The sequence below is a fragment of the Micromonospora sp. DT31 genome (genome assembly GCF_049841795.1).
Taxonomy (GTDB): Bacteria; Actinomycetota; Actinomycetes; order Mycobacteriales; family Micromonosporaceae; genus Micromonospora.
In genome coordinates this window covers 269,315-282,161 of sequence record NZ_JBNCKZ010000004.1, presented here as the reverse complement: position 1 = coordinate 282,161, position 12,847 = coordinate 269,315, and the positions used below count along the sequence as shown (strand labels likewise).

The 12,847-nt window shown below is 70.1% G+C and carries 12 protein-coding genes; 7 read left to right on the top strand and 5 right to left on the bottom strand.

Annotated elements, in window-relative coordinates; genetic code table 11:
- Positions 1-18: 18 nt before the first annotated feature.
- Genes ACLQ2X_RS09810 through ACLQ2X_RS09795 form a run of 4 tightly spaced genes read right to left on the bottom strand, consistent with a single transcriptional unit; the run spans position 19 to position 4,181 of the window.
- Positions 19-1,005, bottom strand: coding sequence for an ABC transporter permease (locus ACLQ2X_RS09810; RefSeq protein WP_425680652.1), 987 nt, complete (start codon positions 1,003-1,005; stop codon positions 19-21).
- Between the two features lie 10 nt (positions 1,006-1,015).
- Positions 1,016-2,020 (bottom strand): ABC transporter permease, encoded by a 1,005-nt coding sequence (locus ACLQ2X_RS09805; protein WP_425680651.1) that lies wholly within the window; start codon positions 2,018-2,020, stop codon positions 1,016-1,018.
- Positions 2,017-3,081, bottom strand: a complete 1,065-nt coding sequence (locus tag ACLQ2X_RS09800) for an ABC transporter ATP-binding protein (protein WP_425680650.1) — start codon at positions 3,079-3,081, stop codon at positions 2,017-2,019. Before ACLQ2X_RS09800 ends, ACLQ2X_RS09805 begins: the two co-directional genes overlap by 4 nt.
- Positions 3,078-4,181, bottom strand: a complete 1,104-nt coding sequence (locus ACLQ2X_RS09795) for an ABC transporter ATP-binding protein (RefSeq protein ID WP_425680649.1) — start codon at positions 4,179-4,181, stop codon at positions 3,078-3,080. Before ACLQ2X_RS09795 ends, ACLQ2X_RS09800 begins: the two co-directional genes overlap by 4 nt.
- A 207-nt stretch (positions 4,182-4,388) precedes the next feature.
- Here ACLQ2X_RS09795 and ACLQ2X_RS09790 point away from each other — a divergent pair, with 207 nt between their 5' ends.
- From ACLQ2X_RS09790 to ACLQ2X_RS09770, 5 genes are all read left to right on the top strand, one after another.
- Complete coding sequence (locus ACLQ2X_RS09790; protein WP_425680648.1) at positions 4,389-5,825, top strand: TldD/PmbA family protein; 1,437 nt, start codon at positions 4,389-4,391, stop codon at positions 5,823-5,825.
- The gene (locus ACLQ2X_RS09785; RefSeq protein WP_425680647.1) at positions 5,822-7,231 is read left to right on the top strand and encodes a TldD/PmbA family protein; all 1,410 of its coding nucleotides are present in this window, start codon (positions 5,822-5,824) and stop codon (positions 7,229-7,231) included. The genes ACLQ2X_RS09790 and ACLQ2X_RS09785 overlap by 4 nt, the downstream gene beginning before the upstream one ends.
- Positions 7,232-7,458: 227 nt before the next feature.
- Positions 7,459-8,280, top strand: a complete 822-nt coding sequence (locus ACLQ2X_RS09780; RefSeq protein WP_425680646.1) for a hypothetical protein — start codon at positions 7,459-7,461, stop codon at positions 8,278-8,280.
- A 10-nt stretch (positions 8,281-8,290) separates the two neighbouring features.
- Positions 8,291-10,228, top strand: a complete 1,938-nt coding sequence (locus ACLQ2X_RS09775; protein WP_425680645.1) for a fumarate reductase/succinate dehydrogenase flavoprotein subunit — start codon at positions 8,291-8,293, stop codon at positions 10,226-10,228.
- A complete protein-coding gene (locus ACLQ2X_RS09770; protein ID WP_425680644.1) occupies positions 10,218-11,285 on the top strand; it encodes a succinate dehydrogenase/fumarate reductase iron-sulfur subunit in 1,068 nt (355 codons plus the stop codon). The genes ACLQ2X_RS09775 and ACLQ2X_RS09770 overlap by 11 nt, the downstream gene beginning before the upstream one ends.
- 128 nt (positions 11,286-11,413) lie before the next feature.
- Here the strand turns inward: ACLQ2X_RS09770 and ACLQ2X_RS09765 are convergent, their stop codons facing one another.
- Entirely contained in the window at positions 11,414-11,854 is a 441-nt protein-coding gene (locus tag ACLQ2X_RS09765) for a (deoxy)nucleoside triphosphate pyrophosphohydrolase (protein ID WP_425680643.1), read from the bottom strand.
- A gap of 184 nt (positions 11,855-12,038) precedes the next feature.
- On the opposite strand from ACLQ2X_RS09765, the gene ACLQ2X_RS09760 reads away from it, so the two are divergent.
- Positions 12,039-12,347 carry a 4a-hydroxytetrahydrobiopterin dehydratase gene (locus ACLQ2X_RS09760; protein WP_425680642.1) on the top strand — a complete coding sequence of 103 codons (309 nt, stop codon included), beginning with the start codon at positions 12,039-12,041 and terminating at the stop codon, positions 12,345-12,347.
- Between the two features lie 126 nt (positions 12,348-12,473).
- The gene (locus tag ACLQ2X_RS09755) at positions 12,474-12,803 is read left to right on the top strand and encodes a hypothetical protein (RefSeq protein WP_425680641.1); all 330 of its coding nucleotides are present in this window, start codon (positions 12,474-12,476) and stop codon (positions 12,801-12,803) included.
- Positions 12,804-12,847 lie beyond the last annotated feature (44 nt).

The window sequence follows — 12,847 nt, the reverse complement described above, 5'->3', positions numbered from 1 at the left end:
AACAATCGGCCACCACGATCAACTCAGGCGCACCCGCGGGTCGATGAACGCGTAGAGCATGTCGACCACGATGTTCGCCACCACCACGAACAACGCCGAGACCAGGACCGTGGCCATGATGGTCGGCAGGTCACCCTGCCGCACCGCCACCACCGCGGTACGCCCCAGCCCCTGGATGCCGAACGTCGTCTCGGTGATGACCGTGCCGCCGAGCGCCGCACCCACGTCGATGCCGGCGATGGTCACGATCGGCGTGATCGCGGCGCGCAGCGCGTGCCGCCCGTACACCTTGCGTTTCGCCACGCCCTTGGCCCGCGCGGTACGCACGAAGTCCTCGGACAGCGTCTCCAGCATCTGCGCCCGGGACAGCCGGGCGTAGATCGCGGAGAAGAGCAACGCGAGCGTCACCCACGCCAGCACCAGCCCGCGCGCCCACTCCACCGGATTTTCCAGGAACGGTACGTAGCGTGGGGTGGGCAGGATCTTCAGCGTGTACACGAAGATCAGCAGCAGCACCGCGCCGACGAAGTAGAGCTGCAACGAGGCGAACGTCAGCGTCAACCCGATCGAGATGCGGTCGAGCAGCGACCCCCGCCGCAGTGCGGAGACCATCCCCAGCCCCACCCCGAGCGCCAGCCAGAGCACCGCCGCCGGGAGCACGATGTTCAGCGTCACCGGCAGCACCCGGGCGAACGTGTCGGTCACCGACTCGCTGTTGACGTACGAGTAGCCCAGGCACGGCGCCTCGCACTTGCCGCCCTGCGCGCTGCCCAGATCCCGGCCGACGAAGATGCCCTTCATGTAGTTGGCGTACTGGGTCGGCTTCGGGTCGTTGAGCCCCAACTCCGTCCGCACCCGTTCCAACCGCTCGGCGTTGCAGTTCTTCGGGCACATGCCGGTCACCGGGTCACGGGGCAACGCGAAGAACATGAGGAAGCTGACGATGCTCACCGCGAGCAGCACCGAGACCGCCAGCAGCAGCCGCTTCAGTAGAAACCGCACCATGGCGTACCCCTTACCGTGACGACTTCGGGTCGAGCGCGTCGCGCAGCGCGTCGCCGAAGAGGTTGAACGCCAACACGAGCGCGAAGATGGTGATGCCGGGGAAGAAGACGTACGCCGGGTCCGTCTGCAGGTAGTCGATGCTCCGGAAGATCATCCGACCGAAGCTCGGCACCGACTCGGGCAGGCCCACGCCGAGGAAGGACAGCGCCGCCTCACCGGTCACGTAGGACGGCACCGCGAGCGAGAACGCCACCAGGATCGGGGCCCAGATGTTCGGCAGCAACTGCCGGAACAGCATGTGCCCGAGCCCGGCCCCGCTGGCCCGCGCCGCCTCCACGAACTCCCGCTCACGCAACGACACCACCTGGCCCCGGACCAGCCGGGCCGTGCCCGTCCAGCCGAACGCGGCGAAGACCACGATCAGCGTGGTCACCGCGAACCAGGTCGGTACCGCGTCCCGGGGGCCGTAGAAGCGCAGCGAGAACGTCGGCACCACGGCAAGCGCGAAGATGAGGAACGGGAACGCCAGCGCGACGTCGGTGATCCACCCGATCACCGAGTCGACCACGCCGCCGAGGAAGCCGGCGACGATCCCGAGCACCACGCCGATGGTGGTGGTGACAAGCGCGGCGCCGAGTGCGATCAGCAGCGAGGTCCGGATGCCGTAGATCATCCGGATGAAGATGTCCCGGCCCAGACCCGGTTCGAGGCCGAACCAGTGGTCACCGCTGACGCCGCCGACGTAGCCCAGCGGCATCCCGGTGGCGTCCAGCAGCTCACCGAACTGCTGGTTCGGCGACATGCCGTAGAGCCGCTGGATCAGCGGTGCGCCCACCGCGGCCACCACGAACACGACAAGCACCACCCCACTGACCAGGGCGGTACGGTCGCGACGCAGCCGGGCCCAGACGAGCTGGCCCGGCGACCGGCCGGCGAGCGCCTTCTTCTCGTCGGGCTCCGGACCGGAGGACTCGATCTCCGCCAGCGCCACGCCCTCGACCGGGGACAGGCTCATTTCGACACCTCCACGGGTTCACCGGTCGGCACACCGACCGGTCCGCTCTCCGGGTAGTGGCAGGCGGTCTGTTGGGTGCCGCCGTCGCGGGTGGTGAGGGTGGGGGTTTCGGTGGCGCAGTGGTCGGTGGCTTTCCAGCAGCGGGTGCGGAAGCGGCAGCCTGATGGTGGGTTGAGGGGGGTGGGGACGTCGCCGGTGAGGCGGATGCGTCCGGCCGGTCCGAGTGTGGTGATGTCGGGGATGGCGGAGAGCAGGGCGCGGGTGTAGGGGTGTTGGGGGTGGGTGTAGATGGTGTCGCGGTCGCCGATCTCCACGATGGTGCCCAGGTACATGACGGCGACGCGGTGGCAGAAGTGGCGGATCACGGCCAGGTCGTGGGCGATGAACACGAACGCCAGGTCGAGGTCGCGTTGCAGGTCGCGTAGCAGGTTGATGACCTGCGCCTGGATGGACACGTCGAGGGCGGAGACGGGTTCGTCGGCGACGATCAGTTTGGGTTGCAGCGCCAGGGCGCGGGCGATGCCGATGCGTTGGCGTTGCCCGCCGGAGAACTCGTGCGGGTATCTGTTGTAGTGCTCCGGGTTCAACCCGACCAGTTCCAGCAACTCCTGCACCCGGTGTTTGATCCCGCCGGGTGGGGTGATCCGGTTGACCTGCAACGGCATCGCCACGATCCGACCGACGGTGTGCCGCGGGTTCAACGACGCGTACGGGTCCTGGAAGATGATCTGCAGATCCTGCCGCAGACCGCGCAACTCACGGCCTCTGGCGTGGGTGATGTCCCGCCCGGCGAAGTGGATGCTCCCGGCGGTGGGTTGCAGCAGCCGCACCAGCATCCGCCCGGTCGTGGTCTTGCCGCACCCCGACTCCCCCACCAACCCCAACGCCTCACCCGGGCGCACGTCGAAGTCCAACCCGTCGACCGCCCGCACCGCACCCGTGGCGCGCAGCCCCTGCCGCACCGGGAAATGCTTCGTCAGGCCGCGCACCGACAACAGCGGCTCCGCCGCCGCCGCGCCGCCGGCCGTGGCCGTGGCCGTGGCGTTCTGCTCGACGCTCATCGGGCCACCCCCACCCGGGCGACCTCGTCGCGGTAGATGCGCTCCCGATCCCCCGCCGACAAATGACACGCCACCACATGCCCGGCCTGCCCGGCCTCCCGCAACTCGGGAACCTGCGTGCGGGACCGATCCCCGTTCACCTCCGCCCACCGGCAGCGCGGGTGGAACGCACACCCCGACGGCACATTGATCAGACTCGGCGGGTTACCCGGGATCGGCACCAGATCCGCATCCGCGTCACCGTGCAACGACGGCACACTCGACAACAACCCCCACGTGTACGGATGCTGCGGCGCCCGCAACACCCGACCCACACCCCCGTACTCCACCGCCCGACCCGCATACATCACCAACACGTCATCAGCCACCTGCGACACCACACCCAAATCGTGGGTGATCAACACAATCGCCGACCGGAACTCCGCCTGCAAATCCGCCAACAAATCCAGGATCTGCGCCTGCACCGTCACATCAAGAGCCGTCGTCGGCTCATCCGCGATCAACAAATCCGGATCGTTCACCAACGCCATCGCGATCATCACCCGCTGCCGCATCCCACCGGAAAACTCATGCGGATACTGATCAAACCGCCGACCCGGCTGCGGAATCCCCACCCGACCCAACATGTCCACCGCCCGCAACCGGGCCTCACGCCTACCAGCCCGCGGATGATGCACCCGATACGCCTCCACGATCTGCTTCCCCACCGAAAAGTACGGATGCAACGCCGACAACGGATCCTGAAAGATCATCGCCATGTCACGACCCCGCAACCGACGAATCTCCTCCTCACCCAACCCCACCACCTCACGCCCACCCACCGAAATCTCCCCCGAAATGGACGCCCGCTTCACGTTGTGCAAACCCAGAATCGCCAACGACGTCACACTCTTACCGGAACCGGACTCCCCCACGATCCCCAACGTGCGACCCCGATCCACCGCGAACGACACCCCGTCCACGGCCCGCACCACACCATCCTCGGTGTCGAACCGCACCCGCAGATCCCGCACCTGGAGATAGGGCCCGTCGCCGGAGCGCTGCTCCGGCACCTCCGGGCGGTCCGGCTCCCCGGACGACACCGCCTCCGACCTGCCCATGACCGCCTCCCCTTCGGTGATGAAGAGAACCTACAGGAAACCCCTGGAGGCGAAAATAAGCTACATCGAGCGGTCTGTCAGCGGTCCGAGCGTAACGACTCGGTCTCCGACGGGACAGCCCTCACCTGCGACATCCACGGCGCTCGCCTAGGGTCGGCGCATGAGCGAGCCTCAGCGAGCAGAACGTCAGGGCAGTGGGGTGCCGTGGTGAGCGAGTTCGACGCGGCGACCGCCGCCGTGCAGGCCGCCCTCGACGCCGGCGCCCGCTACGCGGACGCCCGGGTGATGCACCGCCGCTACGAGTCGATGTCAGCCCGCAACGGCGACGTCGAGGAGCTGAGCCAGGACGAGAGCATCGGGCTGGGCGTCCGCGCGCTGGTCGGGTCGGGGTGGGGCTTCGCCGCCGTACCCGATCTGACCGACGCCGCGGCCCGCGACGCCGGCCGGCGGGCCGCGGCCATCGCCACCGCGAGCGCACGGGTGCCCGGCCCGCCGATCGAGCTGGTCCCGGTCGAGGCGGCGGTGGCGAGTTGGTCCTCGCAGTGTGCGGTCGACCCGCTCGGCGTGCCGCTGTCGGACAAGGGTGACCTGCTGGTCGGCGCCACGGCCACGATGCGCGAGCACGGCGCCGACCTGGCCGAAGGGCTGTACCAGATCTGGGACACCACCAAGTGGTTCGTCTCCAGCGAGGGCCACCGGATCGACCAGCACATCCGCGAGTGCGGGGGCGGCATCTCGGCCACCTCGATCGGCGACGGCGAGACGCAGCGCCGCTCCTACCCGAGCTATCGCGGCCAGTACGGCACCACCGGCTGGGAGCTGGTCACCTCGCTCGACCTGGCCGCGCACGCCGCCCGGATCGCCGAGGAGTCCCGCGAGCTGCTCACCGTGCCGCCGTGCCCGGCCGGCGAGACCGACCTGATCCTCGGCGGCGAGCAGCTCGCGTTGCAGATCCACGAGTCGGTCGGCCACGCCATCGAACTGGACCGCATCCTCGGCTGGGAGGCGGCCTTCGCCGGCACGTCCTGGCTCGACCTGGCACAGCTCGGCTCGCTGCGTTACGGCTCCGAGCTGATGAACGTGACGATCGACCCGACCATCCCCGGCGCGCTGGGCAGCTTCGGCTACGACGACGAGGGTTCCCCGGCGGTGGCCCGCGACGCGGTCCGCGAAGGACGGTGGGTCGGGGTGCTCGCCGGCCGGGACTCGGCCGCCGTCGCCGGCCTGGACCACGGCGGCAGCGTACGGGCCGACGGCTGGGCCCGGTTGCCGATGGTGCGGATGACGAACGTGGGCCTCGAACCGGGCCCGCACACGCTCGACGAGATCATCGCCGCCACCGACGACGGGGTGCTGATGGACATCAACCGGTCCTGGTCGATCGACGACAAGCGGCTCAACTTCCAGTTCGGCTGCGAGGTCGGCTGGGAGGTGAAGAAGGGCCGGCGGGGGCGGATGCTGCGCAACCCGACCTACACCGGCATCGGGCCGCTCTTCTGGCGCTCGATGGACATGCTCTCCGCGGAGACCGTCGCGTGGGGCACCCCGAACTGCGGGAAGGGGCAGCCGGGTCAGGTCGGCCACACCGGCCACCCGGCCGCGCCGGCCCGGTTCCGCGGCGTCCGGGTGGGGGTGCGGGCATGAGCGCCGAGCGGGAGATCGCGGCAAGAGTGCTGGAGTTGGTCAGGCGGGCGGCCGGGCCGGACGCTCAGGCGGAGGTGCTGGTGACCCACGCCGAGTCGGCGCTGACCCGGTTCGCCAACTCGTTCATCCACCAGAACGTGGCCGAGACCGACACCGGCGTGCACCTGCGGCTGCACGTGGACGGGCGGACCGCCACCGGCAGCGGCAGCCGGGTCGACGCCGACGGGCTGGCCGGGCTCGTCGAGCGCACCCGCGCCGCGGCCCGGCTCGCCCCGCCCGACCCGGCGTGGGCGGGGCTCACCGCGCCGACGCCGGTGCCGTCCGGTCCGGCCGTCGACGAGGGCACCGCGTTCGCCTCGCCCGACGAGCGGGCCGAGCGGGTGCGCGCGTTCGTGGACGCGGTGGAGGGGTTGGAGGCGGCCGGCTACTGCCGTACCGGGTACCGGGCGGCGGCGTTCGCGAATTCCGCCGGGCACTCGGCCACCGGCCGGGCGGCGGAGGCGGCGATGGACGGCATCGCCCGCACCGGCGGTGCGGACGGGATGGCCCGGCACGGCGCCGACCGGCTGGCCGACCTCGACGGCGCGGTGCTCGGCGCCCGCGCTGCGGCGAAGGCACGTGCCGCCGCCGACCCGATCGAGTTGCCGCCGGGGCACTACGAGGTGGTGCTCGAACCGGCCGCCGTCGCCGACCTGCTCCAGAACCTCGCCTGGTACGGCTTCAACGGCAAGCGGTACGCCGAACGGCAGTCCTTCGCCGAGCCGGGCGCGACCCAGTTCGATGCGGCGGTGACGGTGGTGGACGACCCGCTGCACGCCTGCACGCTGCCGTTCGACCTGGAGGGCACGCCCCGGCGGGCGCTGCCGTTGGTGGAGGCGGGTGTCACCCGTGCGGTGGTACACGACAGGCGCGGCGCCGCCGAGGCGGGCGCCGCGTCCACCGGGCACGGGATGCCGGGCGGGTCGACGTTCGGCCCGATCCCGCAGAACCTGCGCCTGCTGCCGGCCGACGCGGCGCACACCGACGCCGGCCGGGTGGCGGCCGGGCCGGTGAGCGCGGGGCTGACCGGAGCGGTGGGCGACCCGGACACCGCCGCCCTGGTGGCCGGGATGGAACGGGGGCTGCTGGTGAGCGATTTCTGGTACACCCGCGTGCTGGACCCGAAACAGCTGGTGGTGACCGGCCTGACCCGCAACGGGGTCTGGCTGGTCGAGGACGGCGTGCCGACCCGGGCGGTGCGGGACTTCCGGTTCACCGAGTCCTACCCGCGGGCGCTGGGGCCGGGTCGGGTGCTCGGCCTGGGCCGGACGCCGGTCCGGCAGCCGGGCCGGGTCGAGGGGTCCTGGTCGGAGGCACCGGCGCTACGGCTGTCGTCGTGGCACTTCACCGGCGGCGCGTCCGGCTGATCCGGTGGGCCGCCGCGCCGACGCCAGGGGCGTTTCGGCGCACCGTCACCACGTCCCCGATATTGATCATGAATCGGCTCTTTCCAAGCAGCGGGACACACGGGACACTGCGTTGCGCGGCCGGGCCGTGAAGATCGGCGTAACGTGTGTCACTTAGCCGCACCGGTTCGCCGGTGTGGTCTCGCGCGTGTGCAGGACGTGACAGGGACGTCAGGGAGATGACTCGAATGACAACTACGTCGGCCAGGACGCCGAGATCGCAGCCGCGGGGAGGGCGGGCACGGGCCGCCATCGCGGCGAAGACGTTGCGGACCGACCGCTGGTGGCTCGCCCCGCTGATCACCGTGGTCGGGCTGAGCGCGTGGGTCATCTACGCGACCGTGCGGGTGTTCATGCACAAGTGGTACTGGGTCGAGCAGTACCACTACCTGACGCCGTTCTACTCCCCGTGCGTGACGGACCGGTGCGTCGAGGGCTCCTCGCACTTCGGCCAGTTCCTGCCCGGCTGGTGGATCATCCCGGACGCGGCGCTGACCCTGCCGTTCCTGCTGCTGTTCCGCTTGACCTGCTACTACTACCGCAAGGCGTACTACCGGTCGTTCTGGCTGTCGCCGCCGGCCTGCGCCGTGCCGGACGGGCACCAGACGTACAGCGGTGAGACGCGGTTCCCGCTGCTCGGGCAGAACCTGCACCGCTACTTCTTCTACGCCGCCGCGATCATCTCGCTGGTCAACACCTGGGACGCGGTCCTCGCCTTCCACTCCCCCGAAGGATTCGGGTTCGGCCTGGGCAACATCATCCTGCTCGGCAACGTGGTGATGCTCTGGGCGTACACGATCTCCTGCCACTCCTGCCGGCACATCATCGGCGGGCGGCTCAAGAACTTCTCCAAGCATCCGCTGCGCTACAAGGCGTGGACCGGGGTGTCCTGGCTGAACGTCCGGCACATGCAGCTCGCCTGGATCACCCTGGGCACCCTGGCGTTCACCGACTTCTACGTGATGGCGATCGCCGCCGGCTGGTTCAACGACCTGCGGTTCATCAACTGAGAGCCTGGACATGACTGAGACGCGAATCGAACGACACCACTACGACGTCGTCGTCATCGGGGCCGGCGGCGCCGGCCTGCGCGCGGCGATCGAGGCCCGGCTGGCCGGCAAGAAGACCGCGATCATCTCGAAGTCGCTGTTCGGCAAGGCGCACACGGTGATGGCCGAGGGCGGCGCGGCGGCGGCGATGGGCAACGTGAACTCGCGCGACAACTGGCAGGTGCACTTCCGTGACACGATGCGCGGCGGCAAGTTCCTGAACAACTTCCGGATGGCCGAGCTGCATGCCAAGGAGTCACCGCAGCGGATCTGGGAGCTGGAGACGTACGGCGCGCTGTTCGACCGCACCAAGGACGGCAAGATCTCGCAACGCAACTTCGGCGGCCACGAGTATCCGCGCCTGGCGCACGTCGGCGACCGGACCGGCCTGGAGCTGATCCGTACGCTCCAGCAGAAGATCGTCTCGCTCCAGCAGGAGGACAAGCGGGAGTTCGGCAGCTACGACGCCCGGATCCGGGTGTTCTCCGAGACCACGATCACCGAGCTGCTGCTCGACGGTGCCGGGCCGGACGGCCACAGAATTGCCGGCGCGTTCGGCTACTACCGCGAGTCCGGCGAGTTCATCCTGTTCGAGGCGCCGGCCGTGGTGCTGGCCACCGGCGGTGTCGGACGGTCCTACAAGGTCACCTCGAACTCGTGGGAGTACACCGGGGACGGCCACGCGTTGGCGCTGCGCGCCGGGGCCACGCTGATCAACATGGAGTTCCTCCAGTTCCACCCGACCGGCATGGTCTGGCCGCCCTCGGTGAAGGGCATCCTGGTCACCGAGTCGGTGCGCGGTGACGGCGGGGTGCTGAAGAACTCCGAGGGCAAGCGGTTCATGTTCGACTACGTCCCGGACGTGTTCCGCAAGCAGTACGCGGAGACCGAGGAGGAGGCGGACCGCTGGTACACCGACCCGGACAACAACCGGCGCCCGCCGGAGCTGCTGCCCCGCGACGAGGTCGCCCGCGCCATCAACAGCGAGGTCAAGGCCGGTCGGGGTACGCCCGCCGGCGGCGTCTACCTGGACATCGCCTCCCGTAAGTCGGCGGAGGAGATCCGCCGTCGGCTGCCCTCGATGTACCACCAGTTCAAGGAGCTGGCCGACGTCGACATCACCAAGGAGCCGATGGAGGTCGGGCCGACCTGTCACTACGTGATGGGCGGGGTCGAGGTCGACCCGGACAGCGGCGCGGCGGCGGGCACGGTACGCGGCCTCTTCGCCGCCGGTGAGGTGTCCGGCGGCATGCACGGCTCGAACCGGCTCGGCGGCAACTCCCTGTCCGACCTGCTGGTCTTCGGCAAGCGCGCGGGCGGGCACGCCGCCACGTACGCCGACGGGCTCACCGCCCGCCCGGCGGTGTCGGTGGCGGCGGTGGAGGCCGCGGTGGACACGGCGCTGGCGCCCCTGCAGCGGGACACCGGCGAGAACCCGTACCAGCTCCAGCAGGATCTCCAGGTGGTGATGGGCGACCTGGTCGGCATCATCCGACGCGAGGGTGAGCTGGCCGACGCGCTGGGCCGGCTGGCCGAGCTGCGGGAGCGGGTCGCGAAGGTGAGCGCGGTCGGCGGCCGGCGCTACAACCCCGGCTGGCACCTGGCGCTGGACCTGCGCAACATGCTCGTGGTCTCGGAGTGCACCGCGAAGGCGGCGCTGGAGCGGCAGGAGTCGCGCGGCGGGCACACCCGGGAGGACTACCCGGCGATGGACCCGAAGTGGCGCCGAGTCAACCTGGTCTGCTCGCTGGACGGGGACACCGTACGGCTGACCCACAAGTCGCTGCCGACCATGCGCCCGGAGCTGATCGGGCTGTTCGACCGGGCCGAGCTGTCCAAGTACCTGACCGACGAGGAACTCGGCGAGCTCGACGCCCGCACCGAGGAGGCGAACACTGATGGGAAGTAAGCGCCAGTTCCGCATCTGGCGGGGCGACGAGACCGGCGGCGACCTGCAGGACTACGCGGTCGAGGTGAACGAGGGCGAGGTCGTCCTCGACGTGATCCACCGGCTCCAGGCCACCGAGGCGCCGGATCTGGCGTGCCGGTGGAACTGCAAGGCCGGCAAGTGCGGCTCCTGCTCGATGGAGATCAACGGCAAGCCGCGGCTGGGCTGCATGACCCGGATGTCGACGTTCGAGGAGACCGAGACCGTCACGGTCACCCCGCTGCGCACGTTCCCGGTGATCCGGGACCTGGTCACCGACGTGTCCTTCAACTACGAGAAGGCACGGGAGACCCCGGCGTTCGCACCCCCGGCCGACGTGGCGCCCGGCGACTACCGGATGCAGCAGATCGACGTGGAGCGCTCGCAGGAGTTCCGCAAGTGCATCGAGTGCTTCCTGTGCCAGAACGTCTGCCACGTGATCCGGGACCACGACGAGAACAAGCCGGCGTTCTCCGGCCCCCGGTACTTCATCCGGGCCGCCGAGCTGGACATGCACCCGTTGGACGCGCGCACCGACCGCAAGGAGTACGCGCAGTCCGACATGGGGCTGGGTTTCTGCAACATCACGAAGTGCTGCACCGAGGTCTGCCCCGAGCACATCAAGATCACCGACAACGGGATCATCCCCATGAAGGAACGGGTCGTCGACCGCAGGTACGATCCCCTTGTATGGCTCGGTAACAAGATCTTCCGGAGGGGTCAGGTGCCTCAGACCAGCGCGACCAGCGGGCATTCCAGCGGTGCCGTGACGTCCGGCGCGGAACGCGGCGTGCACTCGCACGCCGGCGGCTCGCACGACAGCGCCGCCGAGCGCCAGGCCCAGCAGGGGGTCAACTGGCACCGCGAGGTGCCGCACCCGACCGCGCCGGCGGTGGACGCGAACGGTCGGCTGCCGCTGACCGAGCTGACCTTCGACAAGGCCGCCGCGCCGTCGCCGTTCGGCGACGACGTGGCGTTCCCGCTGCCTCCGGAGCACCTCAACTTCGCCCACCCGCAGCAGGACGAGCCGAAGCACTGACGGTCGGCGCGACGATGACGGGGGCCAGCGGCACACGCCGCCGGCCCCCGTCCCGTTTCCGACCTGTTGTGCGACCGGCCGCGCGGCGCGACCCCGGTCCGGGGACGACCTGCCGGGGCGGCGCCGGCTCAGGAGCCGGTGAGCAGCGGGCGCAGTGCGGGCACGATCGGCACGTCGGCCGGCAGCCAGTCGACGCTGTCCAGCTCGGCCGCGGACAGCCACCGCAGCTCGGCGTGTTCCAGTGCCGTCGGCTGGTCGCCGTGGAGCAGCCGAGCGGCGTAGATCCGCAACACCGACCGCCCGTGGGCCATCGGCACGTCGGGCCCGACCCGGGCGCCGACCGCCACCCGTACGCCCAGTTCCTCGACGCACTCCCGGGCGAGCGCGTCGGACTCGCTCTCCCCCGGCTCGACCTTGCCGCCGGGGAACTCCCAGCGGCCTGCCACCTCGGCGGGCTGGGAACGTTCACAGGCGAGCACGCGGTCGCCCTCGATGATCGCCGCCCCGACGACCACTTTCGGCTTCACCCGGTCGGCCTGCCCGGCATCGCTAACCCGTTCGGTCCGCACGGGCCACCAGAGTGCCAGATCAATCGGCGGTTTGGGTAGCTGAGTCAGCCATCAGGGCAGCAGAAGACGGAAGTGTGGGCGTGGACACACCATCTGAGCGGGGACAGACTGGATAGCGTCGACTGAGACACGGGGCGGCGACGATTTGGCCACAAGCCGGCAACAACGCCTGGGGGGTGCGGTGATGCGCGTGCTGTTCAGCGGCCGGGCAAAACACGACTATCTCAGTGACGCCCTCGCTCTGCTCTCGGGGTGGACCCGGGAGGGCGAGCAGATCCGCCGCAGCATCGTGCTGGACGACTCCCAGCACGCCGCCCTGACCGAACGGGTCGCGGTGGTGGCCGACGCGCTGCGGCTGCGTCCCGACATCAGCCGCCGCGCCGGCAGCACCCAGATCAGGCTGGGGCGTGACGACGGGGAGCCGCTGACCGAGGGCGAGGTGCTGTTGGCCGCGCGCATCGAGGACGCGGTCCGGGCGGTCACCCAGGCATGACGTTGCTGAGAAATCCCTGAACCATTCTGATTAACTCGGCGGACCCGAGGGTAGGACATCCGGCGCCGGGAGGCACAAGGCTCCCGAAAGCAGACGGAATGTGCGATACCCCTTGAGGAGCTGACCATGACGACGCCCACCGCGGCCACCGACCGGGCTACCGACCACGGACACACCGGCCACGTCGACGCGACGCGGCACCCGCACCGGCACGGCGAGGAGACCAAGCCGGCGTGGAAGACCACCGAACTGGCGATCTACGTCCTCGCCGTCATCGGTGTCCTGATCGCCTCGAACGCCGTCGGTGACGGCGCCGCGGACAACGGCGCCGACTACTTCGCGGCCGACAAGGCGTGGTGGTACATCACCCTGCTGACCATCGGTTACCTGGTGAGCCGGGGCTTGGCCAAGGCCGGCAGCCGCACCCGCGACCACGACCCGCGCACCGACCGCTGACCTCCACACACACGATCGAGGCCCCGTCCGCTGAACGGGGCCTC

Bases quoted from the DNA above. Each gene is read 5' to 3' on its own strand.
- ACLQ2X_RS09805 (WP_425680651.1), bottom strand. From the start codon at position 2,020: ATGAGCCTGTCCCCGGTCGAGGGCGTGGCGCTGGCGGAGATCGAGTCC.
- ACLQ2X_RS09795 (WP_425680649.1), bottom strand. From the start codon at position 4,181: ATGGGCAGGTCGGAGGCGGTGTCGTCCGGGGAGCCGGACCGCCCGGAG.
- ACLQ2X_RS09760 (WP_425680642.1), top strand. From the start codon at position 12,039: ATGCGCGTGCTGTTCAGCGGCCGGGCAAAACACGACTATCTCAGTGAC.
- ACLQ2X_RS09810 (WP_425680652.1), bottom strand. From the start codon at position 1,005: ATGGTGCGGTTTCTACTGAAGCGGCTGCTGCTGGCGGTCTCGGTGCTG.
- ACLQ2X_RS09785 (WP_425680647.1), top strand. From the start codon at position 5,822: ATGAGCGCCGAGCGGGAGATCGCGGCAAGAGTGCTGGAGTTGGTCAGG.
- ACLQ2X_RS09755 (WP_425680641.1), top strand. From the start codon at position 12,474: ATGACGACGCCCACCGCGGCCACCGACCGGGCTACCGACCACGGACAC.
- ACLQ2X_RS09780 (WP_425680646.1), top strand. From the start codon at position 7,459: ATGACAACTACGTCGGCCAGGACGCCGAGATCGCAGCCGCGGGGAGGG.
- ACLQ2X_RS09770 (WP_425680644.1), top strand. From the start codon at position 10,218: ATGGGAAGTAAGCGCCAGTTCCGCATCTGGCGGGGCGACGAGACCGGC.
- ACLQ2X_RS09775 (WP_425680645.1), top strand. From the start codon at position 8,291: ATGACTGAGACGCGAATCGAACGACACCACTACGACGTCGTCGTCATC.
- ACLQ2X_RS09800 (WP_425680650.1), bottom strand. From the start codon at position 3,081: ATGAGCGTCGAGCAGAACGCCACGGCCACGGCCACGGCCGGCGGCGCG.